We start from the raw sequence: 13,151 nt of genomic DNA, 5'->3' as shown, positions 1-13,151 counted from the left end.
CAAATTCGAGCGCGGGTCGAACATCCGTTCCACGTGGTGAAGAATTTGTTCCATCACAAGAAAGCACGCTACAAGGGACTGGCCAAGAACACGGCGCAGCTATACAGCCTGTTCGGTCTGGCCAATTTGGTGATCGCCAAGAGCAAACTTCTCAAGCCGCAAGCCCAAGATGCGTCCTGAAATGATTCAGGACCCGGAAAAGGGTCAGAAACCAGCCTAAAAGGGACGTCAAGCAGCAAAAACAGACTGAGCTGAGCCATATTGTGAAAAGTTGGACCGTAAGTTCTGTCGGTCGTACGCGAAGCGGCAATTGTTCAGTGGCTCCCTATGATGCGTAAAGTGCGAGATCCCCTCTTGCATAGGCCGATGAGTGTCAGTGCAAAAGGAATGGCAAGTACGGCTAAAGCCTTTATGGTGATTGGTGAAAAATACTTCGGCGGAGCGTAGGTCAATTCAAATGTCAAGTACACCAGAATTATGGCCAGGACGATGAGATTGAGAAAGGCGGGCAGGAGTTTCATCATTCTGATATGAGCCTCGTACTTGCTTTGCGGATGGTTTCTGGTGTCTTGAGTGCCTTCGCCCGCTCACATAGTTCTTCTGGACGATGGTCTTTCATGCTCCATCCTCCTTCCTCCTTCTGATACGCACCCAACAGACGAATAGTCCCGCCCCCGTAAAAACCCGAAAGTCCCGGCCATAGAGAACCACGAGGGGAGTTCCAGATGGCCGTCCCAGTCTCAGCCACCGTCGCGGCGCCGCAGCGTGTCGCCGCGACCCGCAGCCGGCAGGCGTTGTCGGTGCTGGTGGTCAGCACGCTGGCGTTCACCGTGTGCTTCATGGTCTGGATGATGTTCGGCGTCATCGGCATCCCGCTGAAGAAGACGCTGGGCCTCAGTGCCACCGAGTTCGGGCTGCTCACCGCCACGCCCGTGCTCACCGGCTCGCTGGTGCGCGTGCCCCTGGGCATCTGGACCGACCGCTTCGGCGGCCGCATCGTCATGACGATCCTGATGGCCTGCACCGTGCCGGCCATCTTCCTCATGGCTTACGCCACCCAGTTCTGGCACTTCATCGCCATCGGGCTGTTCGTGGGCCTGGCCGGCGGCTCCTTCTCGGTCGGCACGCCCTACGTCGCGCGCTGGTTCCCCAAGAACCGCCAGGGCTTCGCCATGGGCGTCTACGGCGCCGGCAACTCGGGCGCGGCCGTCAACAAGTTCGTCGCCCCGGCCATCGTCGTCGCCGCCGGCTGGACCATGGTCCCGCAGGTCTACGCCGCCGTGATGCTCGGCACCGTCATCCTGTTCTGGCTCTTCAGCCACTCCGACCCGGCGCACCTGGTGTCCAGCAACGTCAAGTTCACGGACCAGCTCAAGGCGCTCAAGGACCCGAAGGTGCTCAAGTACTGCCAGTACTACAGCATCGTCTTCGGCGGCTACGTGGGCCTGTCGCTGTGGATGGTCCAGTACTACGTCGGCGAGTACGGGCTCGACATCCGCGTTGCGGCGCTGCTGGCGGCCTGCTTCTCGCTGCCCGGCGGCGTGCTGCGCGCCATCGGCGGCTGGCTCTCCGACAAGTACGGCGCCCACAGCGTCACCTGGTGGGTGATGTGGGTGAGCTGGATCTGCCTGTTCCTGCTGTCCTACCCGCAGACCGACTTCACCATTCAGACCGTCAACGGCCCCAGCACCTTCCACGTCGGCCTCAACGTCTACACCTTCACCGCGCTGATGGCCGTGCTGGGCGTGGCCTGGGCCTTCGGCAAGGCCAGCGTCTTCAAGTACATCGCCAACGACTACCCCAGGAACATCGGCGCCATCAGCGGCATCGTGGGCCTGGCAGGCGGCCTGGGCGGCTTCCTGCTGCCGATCCTGTTCGGCGCGCTCATGGACCTCACCGGCGTGCGCTCCAGCGCTTTCATGCTGCTCTACGGCGTGGTCTGGGTTTCGCTGATCTGGATGTACTTCACCGAGGTGCGCCAACGCCCCGTCCTGGGCCCTGAGGCCGCCTGACACCGAGTCTCCAAGCGCCGCGCGCTGCCGCTCCTTCGGCATCCACCCTTCACGCGCGGCGCTCTTTTCTTCTCCTCCTCTTCTCGTTCCACACGAAAGGAACCGTTCCATGGCTTCCTCGTACGTCATCGGCCAGTGGGCACCGGAAGACCCGGCGTTCTGGCAGCGCCGCGGCCAGTCGGTTGCGCAGCGCAACCTCTGGATCTCCATCCCCGCCCTCACGCTGGCCTTCGCGGTCTGGATGGTGTGGTCGGTGGTGGTGGTGAACCTGCCCACGGTGGGCTTCAAGTTCTCCACGAATCAGCTGTTCTGGCTGGCCTCGCTGCCGGCGCTGTGCGGCGCCACGCTGCGCATCTTCTATTCCTTCATGGTGCCCATCGTGGGCGGCCGGCGCTGGACGGCGATCTCCACCGCCAGCCTGCTGCTGCCGGCCACGGGCATCGGCTTCGCGGTGCAGAACCCCGAGACGCCCTACGAGGTGTTCGCGCTGCTGGCCATCCTGTGCGGCTTCGGCGGCGGCAACTTCGCCTCGTCCATGGCCAACATCAGCTTCTTCTTCCCCAAGGCGAAGAAGGGCACCGCGCTGGGCCTGAACGCCGGCCTGGGCAACCTGGGCGTGTCGCTGGTGCAGCTGGTGGTGCCCATGGTCATCACCGCCGGCGTGTTCGGCAGCGTGGGCGGCGAGGCGCAGCTGGTGGAAAAGGCCGGCCAGCAGGTGCCGATGTGGCTGCAGAACGCGGGCTTCATCTGGGTACCGTTCATCATCGCCTCGTCCCTGGCCGCGTGGTTCGGCATGAACGACCTGAGCGAGGCCAAGGCGTCCTTTGCCGACCAGGCCGTCATCTTCAAGCGCAAGCACAACTGGCTGATGTGCTGGCTCTACATCGGCACCTTCGGCAGCTTCATCGGCTACTCGGCGGGCTTTCCGCTGCTGATCAAGAGCCAGTTCCCCGGCGTCAACGCGCTGCAGTACGCCTGGCTGGGCCCGCTGTTCGGCGCCCTGGTGCGCCCGGTGGGTGGCTGGCTGGCCGACAAGCTCGGCGGCGCCCGCGTCACCTTCTGGACCTTCCTCCTGATGGGCGCCGGCGTGCTGGCCGTCATCAAGTTCCTGCCGCACGGCGGGCAGGGCGGCAGCTTCGCCGGCTTCCTGCTCTCCTTCCTGGTGCTGTTCGCGGCCTCGGGCATCGGTAACGGCTCGACCTTCCGCATGATCCCCGTGATCTTCCTGACCGAGCGCCAGCGTGCCGCGGCACAGAACCCCGCCGCCCAGGAGCAGGCCGTGCGCGACGCCAACAAGGAGGCCGCCGCGGTGCTGGGCTTTTCCTCGGCCATCGGCGCCTACGGCGGCTTCTTCATCCCCAAGAGCTACGGCAGCTCCATCGCCCTGACCGGCTCGGTGGACGCCGCCCTCTACGCCTTCATCGCCTTCTACGTCACCTGCGTGGCCGTCACCTGGTGGTTCTACAGCCGCCGCAACGCGCCCATGCCCTGCTGAGCACGGCCGACCCGCAGTAACGAACTCCACGAGCAACGAGCATGAGCCACTTCCTCGACCGACTCACCCACTTCTCGCAGCCCAAGGAGAGCTTCTCCGCCGGCCACGGCGTCACCACGGGCGAAGACCGCACGTGGGAGGACGCCTACCGCGCCCGCTGGCAGCACGACAAGATCGTGCGCTCCACCCACGGCACCAACTGCACGGGCTCCTGCTCGTGGAAGATCTACGTCAAGGGCGGCATCGTCACCTGGGAGACGCAGCAGACCGACTACCCCCGCACCCGCCCGGACCTGCCCAACCACGAGCCCCGCGGCTGCGCCCGCGGCGCCTCCTACAGCTGGTACCTGTACTCCGCCAACCGCGTGAAGTACCCCATGGTGCGCGGCCGGCTGCTCAAGCACTGGCGCGCGGCGCGCGCGGTGGCCAAGAGCCCGGTGGACGCCTGGGCCAACATCGTCGAGAACGCCGACGCGCGGCGCGAATGGCAGCAGCAGCGCGGCCTGGGCGGTATGGTGCGCAGCACCTGGGACGAGGTGAACGAGATCATCGCCGCGGCCAACGTCTACACCGCCAAGAAGCACGGGCCGGACCGCATCATCGGCTTCTCGCCCATCCCGGCGATGTCGATGGTCAGCTACGCCGCGGGCTCGCGCTACCTGTCGCTCATCGGCGGCGTGTGCATGAGCTTCTACGACTGGTACTGCGACCTGCCGCCCTCCAGTCCGCAGACCTGGGGCGAGCAGACCGACGTGCCCGAGTCGGCCGATTGGTACAACTCCAACTTCATCATCGCCTGGGGCTCCAACGTGCCCCAGACGCGCACCCCCGACGCGCACTTCTTCACCGAGGTCCGCTACAAGGGCGCCAAGACCGTGGCGGTCACGCCCGACTACTCCGAGGTCGCCAAGCTGTGCGACCTGTGGATGCACCCCAAGCAGGGCACCGACGCCGCCCTGGCCATGGCCATGGGCCACGTCATCCTCAAGGAGTTCTTCTTCGACAAGCGGAGCAGCTACTTCGACGACTACGCGCGCCGCTACACCGACCTGCCGTTGCTGGTGCAACTGGAAGAGCAGACGCTGGCCGACGGCAGCAAGGCCCTCGTGCCCGCGCACTACCTGCGCGCCAGCGACTTCAACGGCAACCTGGGCCAGGCCGAGAACCCGGAGTGGAAGACCGTCGCCATCGACGAGGGCGGCAAGGTGGTGCTGCCCAACGGCTCCATCGGCTTCCGCTGGAGCAAGGTGCAGGGCCAGTGGAACCTGGAGGCTAAGGAGGCCCGCCACGGCCAGGCCGTGAAGCTCAAGCTCAGCGCGCTGGAAGGCGAGAAGGTCGATGGCCTGGAGGCCGAGACCGCCATGGTCGCCTTCCCATACTTCGGCGGCATCGAGACGCCGCACTTCAACGCCAACCAGCAGTCCGGCGACGTGATCCGCCGCGCCGTGCCGGTGCAGCGCATCAGGCTGGGCAAGGAGGGCGAGCAGCGCAGCACGCTGGTGGCCACGGTGTTCGACCTGCTGGTCGCCAACTACGGCGTGGCGCGCGGGCTGCCGGGCGAGAACGCCGCCAAGGACTACGACGACGACCATCCCTACACGCCGGCGTGGCAGGAGCGCATCACCGGCGTGCCGCGCGAGCAGGCCATCACCGTGGCGCGCCAGTTCGCCGACACCGCGGACAAGACGCGCGGCAAGTCGATGATCATCATCGGCGCGGCCATGAACCACTGGTACCACGCCGACATGAACTACCGCGGCGTGATCAACATGCTCATGCTGTGCGGCTGCATCGGCCAGAGCGGCGGCGGCTGGGCGCACTACGTGGGCCAGGAGAAGCTGCGCCCGCAGATCGGCTGGACGGCGCTGGCCTTCGCGCTGGACTGGCTGCGCCCGCCGCGCCAGATGAACAGCACCAGCTTCTTCTACGCCCACACCGACCAGTGGCGCTACGAGCGCCTGGGCGTCGACGAGATCCTCTCGCCGCTGGCCGACAAGGCCCGGTTCGGCGGCAGCATGATCGACTACAACGTGCGCGCCGAGCGCATGGGCTGGCTGCCTTCCGCGCCGCAGCTGCGCAGCAACCCGCTGACGCTGGCCGCGCAGGCCGCCGCCAAGGGCCAGGACGCCAAGGACTTCGTGGTGCAGGGCCTCAAGGACGGCTCGCTGCAGATGAGCTGCGAGGACCCGGACCACCCGGACAACTGGCCGCGCAACATGTTCGTGTGGCGCTCCAACATCCTGGGCTCCTCGGGCAAGGGCCACGAGTACTTCCTGAAGCACCTGCTGGGCACCACGCACGGCGTGCAGGGCAAGGACCTGGGCGTGGACGAGGCCAAGCCCACCGAGGTGAAGTGGCACGCCAAGGCGCCCGAAGGCAAGCTGGACCTGGTGGTCACGCTCGACTTCCGCATGAGCACCACCTGCCTGTACTCGGACATCGTGCTGCCCACGGCGACCTGGTACGAGAAGAACGACCTCAACACCTCCGACATGCACCCCTTCATCCACCCGCTGTCCGCGGCGGTGGACCCGGCGTGGCAGGCCAAGTCGGACTGGGAGATCTACAAGGGCTTCGCCAAGAAGTTCAGCGAGGTCTGCGTCGGCCACCTGGGCGTGGAGAAGGAAGTGGTGCTCACGCCGCTGATGCATGACACCGCCGCCGAGATGGCGCAGCCCTTCGGCGTGAAGGACTGGAAGAAGGGCGAGTGCGAGCTGATCCCCGGCAAGACGGCCCCGTCCATCGCCGTGGTCGAGCGCGACTACCCCAACACCTTCAAGCGCTTCACGGCGCTGGGTCCCCTGATGGAGAAGGTGGGCAACGGCGGCAAGGGCATCGGCTGGGACACCAAGGACGAGGTGCAGGCGCTGCGCGAGCTCAACGGCGTGGTGCAGGACAGCGGCGTGTCCAAGGGCATGGCCAAGATCGAGTCCGACATCGACGCGGCCGAGGTCGTGCTGATGCTCGCGCCCGAGACCAACGGCCACGTGGCGGTGAAGGCGTGGGACGCGCTCTCCAAGCAGACGGGCCTGGAGCACGCGCACCTGGCGCTGCACCGCGAGGACGAGAAGATCCGCTACCGCGACGTGCAGGCGCAGCCGCGCAAGATCATCAGCTCGCCCACGTGGTCGGGGCTGGAGAGCGAGAAGGTCTCGTACAACGCCGGCTACACCAACGTGCACGAGCTGATTCCCTGGCGCACGCTCACCGGGCGCCAGCAGTTCTACCAGGACCATGACTGGATGCGCGCCTTCGGCGAGGGCTTCGTCGCCTACCGCCCGCCGGTGGACCTCAAGGCCGTGAGCCCGGTGATGGAGCGCATGCCCAACGGGCACAAGGAGATCGCGCTCAACTTCATCACGCCGCACCAGAAGTGGGGCATCCACTCCACGTACAGCGACAACCTGATGATGCTGACGCTCAATCGCGGCGGCCCCGTCATCTGGCTGAGCGAGGTGGATGCGAAGAAGGCCGGCATCGTGGACAACGACTGGGTCGAGCTCTTCAACGCCAACGGCGCCATCGCGGCGCGCGCGGTGGTGAGCCAGCGCGTGAACGAGGGCATGGTGCTGATGTACCACGCGCAGGAAAAGATCATCAACACGCCGGGGGCCGAGATCACCGGCACGCGCGGGGGCATCCACAACTCGGTGACGCGCATCGTCACCAAGCCCACGCACATGATCGGCGGCTACGCCCAGTACAGCTACGGCTTCAACTACTACGGGACCATCGGCACCAACCGCGACGAGTTCGTCGTGGTGCGCAAGATGGCCAAGGTCGATTGGCTGGATGACGAGCCGGTTGCGGCCGCACACGCCTGACCCGCACGCGAAAAGACACGGAGTACCGACATGAAAGTACGTGCACAGATCGGCATGGTGCTGAACCTGGACAAGTGCATCGGCTGCCACACCTGTAGCGTCACCTGCAAGAACGTCTGGACCAACCGCAAGGGCCTGGAATACGCCTGGTTCAACAACGTCGAGACCAAGCCCGGTATCGGCTACCCCAAGGAGTGGGAGAACCAAGACAAGTGGAACGGCGGCTGGATTCGCAATGCCGACGGCTCGATCGAGCCGCGCCAGGGCGGCAAGTGGAAGCTGCTCATGCGCATCTTCGCCAACCCGAACCTGCCGCAGATCGACGACTACTACGAGCCCTTCACCTTCGACTACGACCACCTGCAGTCGGCGCCGGAGAGCAAGGCCGCGCCCACCGCGCGCCCGCGCAGCCTGATCACGGGCCAGCGCATGCAGAAGATCGAGTGGGGCCCGAACTGGGAGGAGATCCTGGGCGGCGAGTTCTCCAAGCGCAGCAAGGACGCGAACCTCGCCACGTTCGAGGCGGCGCAGAAGGAGATCGTCGGCCAGTTCGAGAACACCTTCATGATGTACCTGCCGCGCCTGTGCGAGCACTGTCTCAATCCGGCGTGCGTGGCCTCCTGCCCCTCGGGCTCGATCTACAAGCGCGAGGAGGACGGTATCGTTCTCATCGACCAGGACAAGTGCCGCGGCTGGCGCATGTGCGTCTCGGGCTGCCCGTACAAGAAGATCTACTACAACTGGGAGACGGGCAAGGCGGAGAAGTGCATCTTCTGCTACCCGCGCATCGAGGCCGGCCAGCCCACCGTGTGCTCCGAGACCTGCGTGGGCCGCATCCGCTACCTGGGCGTGCTGCTCTATGACGCGGACCGCATCGAGGCCGCCGCCAGCGTGGAGCGCGACAAGGACCTCTACCAGGCGCAGCTCGACATCTTCCTGGACCCGAACGACCCGCTGGTGATCGAGCAGGCGCGCGCCGACGGCATCCCCGAGGCGTGGCTGGAATCCGCGCGCCGCAGCCCCGTCTACAAGATGGCGGTGGAGTGGAAGGTGGCGCTGCCGCTGCACCCCGAGTACCGCACGCTGCCCATGGTCTGGTACGTGCCGCCGCTGTCGCCCATCACCTCGGCCGCGCAGGCCGGGCACCTGGGCGTCAACGGCGAGATCCCGGACGTGCAGCAGATGCGCATCCCCGTGCAGTACCTCGCCAACCTGCTGACCGCCGGCGACGAGAAGCCCGTGGTGCGCGCGCTGGAGCGCATGCTGGCCATGCGCGCCTACCAGCGCGACAAGCACGTGGAAGGGCGCGAGAACCTGGCCGCGCTGGCGCAGGTGGGGCTGAACCAGGCCGAGGTCGAGGCGATGTACCAGACCATGGCCATCGCCAACTACGAGGACCGCTTCGTCATCCCGACCACGCACCGCGAGTACGCCGAGAACGCCTTCGACGTGCGCGGCGGCTGCGGCTTCAGCTTCGGCAACGGCTGCTCCGACGGCGCGGGCGAGACCAGCCTGTTCGGCGCCAAGAAGCGCCGGACGATTCCCATCCAGGCCAGCGTCTGAGAGGCAAGGAGCACGTGATGTTCAACAAGGTGAAGAACCACCGGCTCACGGCCCGCGTGCTGGCGGCGCTGCTGGGCTATCCGGGCGCCGAACTGCGCGCGGCGCTGCCCGAGCTGGCGCAGGCACTGGACGACGAGGCGGCGCTGCCCGCCGCGCGCCGCACCGAGCTGCGCCAGATGATGAAGGTGCTCGGCGTGGCCGACCCGTTCGAGGTCGAGGCGCAGTTCGTCGAGACCTTCGACCGCGGCCGCGCCACCTCGCTGCACCTGTTCGAGCATGTGCACGGCGACTCGCGCGAGCGCGGCCCGGCCATGATCGACCTGATCGACACCTACGCGCAGGCTGGGCTGCACCTGGGCGACGAGGAACTGCCGGACTACCTGCCGGTGGTGCTGGAGTTCATCTCCACGCAGCCGCCCGCGGTGGGCCGCGAGTTCCTGGGCGAGATGGCGCACATCCTCAACGCCATCTTCAGCGCGCTGCTCAAGCGCGGTAGCCCGTACGCCTGCGTCATCGCCGCGGTGCTGGAGCTGGCCGGCGAAAAGCCGCAGGCCGTGAAGGTGGAGGCCGACGAGCCCCTGGACGAAGCCTGGGCCGAGCCGCCCGCCTTCGACGGCTGCAGCACCCGCGGGCAGGCCGCACCCGGCCAGCCGCAACCCATCCACATCGTGCGCAAGAACAACGCCCACGCGGCTTCCAACCAAGGAGCGCGAGCATGAAAGCCCTGGACCACTTCTTCTTCGGCCTTTATCCCTACATCTGCCTGGCCGTCTTCCTCGTCGGCAGCCTGATCCGCTTCGACCGCGACCAGTACACGTGGAAGAGCGACAGCTCGCAGCTGCTGCGCAGCGGCAGCCTGCGCGTGGGCAGCAACCTGTTCCACGGCGGCGTGCTGTTCCTGATGTTCGGCCACACGGTGGGCATGCTCACGCCGCACGCGCTGTACGAGCCCTTCCTGGGCACGGGCGCCAAGCAGCTCATCGCCATGGCCAGCGGCGGCGTGGCCGGGCTGATGGCCTTCACGGGCGTGAACATCCTGCTCAACCGCCGGCTGTCGGACCCGCGCATCCGCGCCACCTCCAAGCCCAGCGACATCATGCTGCTGGGCCTGCTGTGGGTGCAGCTGGCGCTGGGGCTGGCGAGCATCCCGTTCTCCGCGCAGCACATGGACGGCAGCGTGATGCTGGTGCTGGCCGACTGGGCACAGCGCGTGGTGACTTTCCGCGTTGACGGCGCCGAGCTGGCGCAGGTGGGCTGGGTGTTCAAGCTCCACATGGTCCTGGGCATGACGCTGTTCCTGGTCTTTCCCTTCACGCGGCTGGTGCACGTGTGGAGCGGCCTGGCCTCGGTGGCCTACGTGCTGCGCCCGTACCAGGTGGTGCGCAGCCGCCGGCTGAACCTGCCCGCGGGCCACCTGGCGCCGCGTCGCACGCTGGAGAACACCGTGGGCCGCCCGGCGGTGCAGGTGCACGGCACGGGCACGGGCACGGCCGGGACGGTGAAGCCGTCGCACGGGGCGCACTGAAGCGGCGCCAGCCCGGTGCTCACGCAACAGACTTGAGACAGGAATCGATCATGAGCGGATGCGGAGGCGGCCACGGCGGCTGCGGTTGCGGCGGCCAGAAGAAGGCCCAGGCCCAGGCCCATCACCACCAGCACGGCGACTTCCCGGCGATGGCCGCGCCCACGGTGGACCCCAACGAGCCCGTGGCGCGCGTCAACGGCGTGGCGCTGCACGCGCAGGGGCGGCGCCCGGACGAGACGGAGCTGCGCCAGCGCGCGTGCATCGAGCTGCTGCGCCAGGCCGCGATCAGCGCCGGGCGGCTGGATGCGGACGACGTGCCGCAGCTCGACGGCAGCACCAGCGCCGCGGCCTCGCAGGCCATCGACGAGCTGCTGGCCCTGGAGCTGCGGCTGCCCGAGCCGGACGAGGCGGCGCTGCGCCGCCACCACGCCGCGCATCCGGCGCGATTCGGCGCCACGGAGCGGGTGCGCCTGCGCCACGTGCTGTTCGCCGTCACGCCGGGGGTGGACCTCAACGCGCTGCGCAAGCGCGCCGAGGTGCTGCTGCTGGAGCTGCGCTGTGCCGATGCCGGCGACGGCGCCTTCGGCCGCGCCGCGGCCGAGCTGTCCAACTGCCCCAGCGGTGCCCAGGGCGGCGAGCTGGGCTGGGCGATGGCGCAGGACGTGGCGCCGGAGTTCGGCAAGGAAATCTTCGGCCATCCTGAGGTCGGCGTGCTGCCGCGCCTGGTGCACAGCCGCCACGGGCTGCACGTGGTGGAGGTGCTGGAGCGCGAGGGCGGCGAGCCGCAGCCCTTCGAGCAGGTGCGCGTGGCGGTGTCGCAGTCGCTGCAGCAGCAGGCCTGGATCACGGCGCTGCGGCAGTACCTGCGCGTGCTGGGCGGTGCGGCCGAGCTCGAACACGTGGCCTTCGAGGTGGCGGACACGCCGCTGGTGCAGTGACGCTTGCGGTCCCGCGCCGCCATGGCGCGGGCCTTGCGCTGGATTTCCATGCCCGACGACCTGCTGCAGCGGCTGCGCCGCTTCCATGACGACGCCTTCCCGCAATACGAGCAGCGCTTTCGGGAGCTGGTGGACCACGGGCAGCAGCCGACCACGCTCTTCATCGGCTGCTCCGACTCGCGCGTGGTGCCCTACCTGCTGACGGGCGCCGGTCCGGGCGAGCTGTTCCTGGTGCGCAACGTGGGCGCGCTGGTGCCGCCCTATGACGGTTCCGCCGGCTACCACGGCACAGCGGCGGCCATCGAGTTCGCGGTGCTGCAGCTCGAAGTCAAGCGCGTCGTGGTGTGCGGCCACAGCCACTGCGGCGCGATGAAGGCGCTGTATGGCGAGGTCTCGCCGGAAGCGAAGAACCTCAACGTCTGGCTGGACCTGGCGCGCGAGGCCGCGCTGCCCGTGGTGCCCGGCCCCGAGGCGCTGCGCCGCACCGAGCAGCGCGCCGTGGTGCTGCAGCTGGAGCGGCTGATGAACTACCCCATGGTGCGCCGCCGCGTCGAAGGGCGGCAGCTCACGCTGCACGGCTGGCACTACGTGATCGAGGACGGCGAGATCCACGTCTTCGACGTGCGGCGCGGTGGCTTCGTGCCCGCGTCCCGTGCCGAGCACAGCGGCACCGGCCCCTTCAAGGACGAGCCGGCCGACGCGCACGAATTGTTCAACGAGATCGGCGGCCGGTGGCCGCCGCATGGCGGCTGAATTGAGCCTGCTCAAATCCCGCGCCGTGGCGCGGCCTAAAGTGAACGAACTGGTTAACGAAGGAGGAAACCATGTACCAACGCCTGCTGGTGCCCGTGGATGGCAGCGAGCTCTCGGGCCGGGCCATCGACGAAAGCATTCGCCTGGCGCGGCAGCTGGGTGCGGAGATCGCGGGTTTCGTGGCCGAGCCCGCGGTGGCGCTGCCGACGTCCATCGGCACCCATCCCGACCGTTACCAGCGCGCCGCCAGCGCCCATGACGAGATGACGCAGGAGCATGCGCGCAAGCTGCTGGAGCGCTTCGAGATCCGTGCGCGCGAGGCCGGCGTGGCTTTCCAGGGCCACTACACGCGCAACAACAACGTCGATGCCGCCATCGTCGAGGCGGCGCAGGAGCAGGGCTGCGACATGATCGTCATGGTCACCCATGGCCGCGGCGCCTTCGGCGAGCTGCTGTTCGGCTCGCACACCAAGAGCGTGATGTCGCGCAGCAAGCTGCCGGTGCTGGTGCTGCACTGAGGTGCCTTGCGGGCCGCCCGGCGCGGCCCGGTCTTCAGGTGTGCCGGCTCACGTCCCCAGCCGGATCGTCACCAGCAGCGCGCTGTCCTCGTGCGGCGAGCGCAGCTCGTGCGGCTGCTGCCTGGGCACCAGCACCACGTCGCCGGCTTCGAGGTCGAGCTGCTGCGCGCCGGCAATGAGCTGGGCACTGCCGGTGAGGCACTGGATGGTGCACTCGCCCGCCACCCAGTGCGCCGGCAGCACGCTGCCGGCGCGAAGCACCACGCGCAGCAACTGCAGCTCGGCGCTCTTGATCAAGCTGACGCTCACGGCGTCGGGCGGCAGGGTGCCGTCGGGATGCAGCCGGATGGGCTGCAGCGGGGATGCGTGTTCGAGGGCCATGGGCGCAGCATCGCCAGCGTGGCGCGGGCCCGCAAGCCGCGGCGTCCAAGCCCACCAGTGGCAGCGGGGGCATCGCGCGAATCGCGCACCCCATCGCGGCGCGGCATGACAAGGATCAAGACTCGCCGCTGCCGGGCTGCGT

General features: G+C 67.7%; 11 protein-coding genes. 10 read left to right on the top strand and 1 reads right to left on the bottom strand.

The features are described from left to right. From H537_RS50275 to H537_RS0101530, 10 genes are all read left to right on the top strand, one after another. Positions 1-180: transposase (locus tag H537_RS50275; protein WP_028996520.1), on the top strand; the 180-nt coding region annotated here is incomplete at its 5' end. Between the two features lie 545 nt (positions 181-725). Then, entirely contained in the window at positions 726-2,012 is a 1,287-nt protein-coding gene (locus tag H537_RS0101570; RefSeq protein WP_051241493.1) for an MFS transporter, read from the top strand. A gap of 109 nt (positions 2,013-2,121) precedes the next feature. Then, entirely contained in the window at positions 2,122-3,507 is a 1,386-nt protein-coding gene (locus H537_RS0101565; RefSeq protein WP_028996518.1) for a NarK family nitrate/nitrite MFS transporter, read from the top strand. 41 nt (positions 3,508-3,548) lie between these two features. Then, positions 3,549-7,331 carry a nitrate reductase subunit alpha gene (locus H537_RS0101560; RefSeq protein ID WP_028996517.1) on the top strand — a complete coding sequence of 1,261 codons (3,783 nt, stop codon included), beginning with the start codon at positions 3,549-3,551 and terminating at the stop codon, positions 7,329-7,331. A gap of 30 nt (positions 7,332-7,361) precedes the next feature. After that, positions 7,362-8,894, top strand: coding sequence for a nitrate reductase subunit beta (gene narH, locus H537_RS0101555; protein ID WP_028996516.1), 1,533 nt, complete (start codon positions 7,362-7,364; stop codon positions 8,892-8,894). Between the two features lie 17 nt (positions 8,895-8,911). Next, positions 8,912-9,613, top strand: coding sequence for a nitrate reductase molybdenum cofactor assembly chaperone (gene narJ, locus H537_RS0101550; protein ID WP_028996515.1), 702 nt, complete (start codon positions 8,912-8,914; stop codon positions 9,611-9,613). Next, positions 9,610-10,419: a respiratory nitrate reductase subunit gamma gene (narI, locus tag H537_RS40410; protein ID WP_084150266.1), complete on the top strand. Its 810-nt coding sequence runs from the start codon at positions 9,610-9,612 to the stop codon at positions 10,417-10,419. The genes narJ and narI overlap by 4 nt, the downstream gene beginning before the upstream one ends. Positions 10,420-10,469: 50 nt before the next feature. Continuing rightward, positions 10,470-11,357, top strand: a complete 888-nt coding sequence (locus tag H537_RS0101540) for a peptidylprolyl isomerase (RefSeq protein WP_084150264.1) — start codon at positions 10,470-10,472, stop codon at positions 11,355-11,357. Between the two features lie 48 nt (positions 11,358-11,405). Next, positions 11,406-12,110 (top strand): carbonic anhydrase, encoded by a 705-nt coding sequence (locus H537_RS0101535; RefSeq protein ID WP_028996513.1) that lies wholly within the window; start codon positions 11,406-11,408, stop codon positions 12,108-12,110. Positions 12,111-12,181: 71 nt separating this feature from the next. Next, complete coding sequence (locus tag H537_RS0101530; RefSeq protein ID WP_028996512.1) at positions 12,182-12,628, top strand: universal stress protein; 447 nt, start codon at positions 12,182-12,184, stop codon at positions 12,626-12,628. A gap of 48 nt (positions 12,629-12,676) precedes the next feature. Here H537_RS0101530 and H537_RS0101525 read toward each other — a convergent pair whose 3' ends face one another. Further along, a complete protein-coding gene (locus H537_RS0101525) occupies positions 12,677-13,009 on the bottom strand; it encodes a cupin domain-containing protein (RefSeq protein WP_028996511.1) in 333 nt (110 codons plus the stop codon). Between the last annotated feature and the right edge of the window lie 142 nt (positions 13,010-13,151).

Source organism: Azohydromonas australica DSM 1124 (assembly GCF_000430725.1).
In the GTDB taxonomy this organism is placed as follows: Bacteria; Pseudomonadota; Gammaproteobacteria; order Burkholderiales; family Burkholderiaceae_C; genus Azohydromonas; species Azohydromonas australica.
Note: the sequence above shows the minus strand (reverse complement) of the source record. Positions and strands in the feature narration are given on the sequence as shown.

Excerpts from the sequence above, each read along its gene's own strand:
- H537_RS0101570 (WP_051241493.1), top strand. The coding sequence starts at position 726 with ATGGCCGTCCCAGTCTCAGCCACCGTCGCGGCGCCGCAGCGTGTCGCC.
- H537_RS0101565 (WP_028996518.1), top strand. The coding sequence starts at position 2,122 with ATGGCTTCCTCGTACGTCATCGGCCAGTGGGCACCGGAAGACCCGGCG.
- H537_RS0101560 (WP_028996517.1), top strand. The coding sequence starts at position 3,549 with ATGAGCCACTTCCTCGACCGACTCACCCACTTCTCGCAGCCCAAGGAG.
- narH (WP_028996516.1), top strand. The coding sequence starts at position 7,362 with ATGAAAGTACGTGCACAGATCGGCATGGTGCTGAACCTGGACAAGTGC.
- narJ (WP_028996515.1), top strand. The coding sequence starts at position 8,912 with ATGTTCAACAAGGTGAAGAACCACCGGCTCACGGCCCGCGTGCTGGCG.
- narI (WP_084150266.1), top strand. The coding sequence starts at position 9,610 with ATGAAAGCCCTGGACCACTTCTTCTTCGGCCTTTATCCCTACATCTGC.
- H537_RS0101540 (WP_084150264.1), top strand. The coding sequence starts at position 10,470 with ATGAGCGGATGCGGAGGCGGCCACGGCGGCTGCGGTTGCGGCGGCCAG.
- H537_RS0101535 (WP_028996513.1), top strand. The coding sequence starts at position 11,406 with ATGCCCGACGACCTGCTGCAGCGGCTGCGCCGCTTCCATGACGACGCC.
- H537_RS0101530 (WP_028996512.1), top strand. The coding sequence starts at position 12,182 with ATGTACCAACGCCTGCTGGTGCCCGTGGATGGCAGCGAGCTCTCGGGC.
- H537_RS0101525 (WP_028996511.1), bottom strand. The coding sequence starts at position 13,009 with ATGGCCCTCGAACACGCATCCCCGCTGCAGCCCATCCGGCTGCATCCC.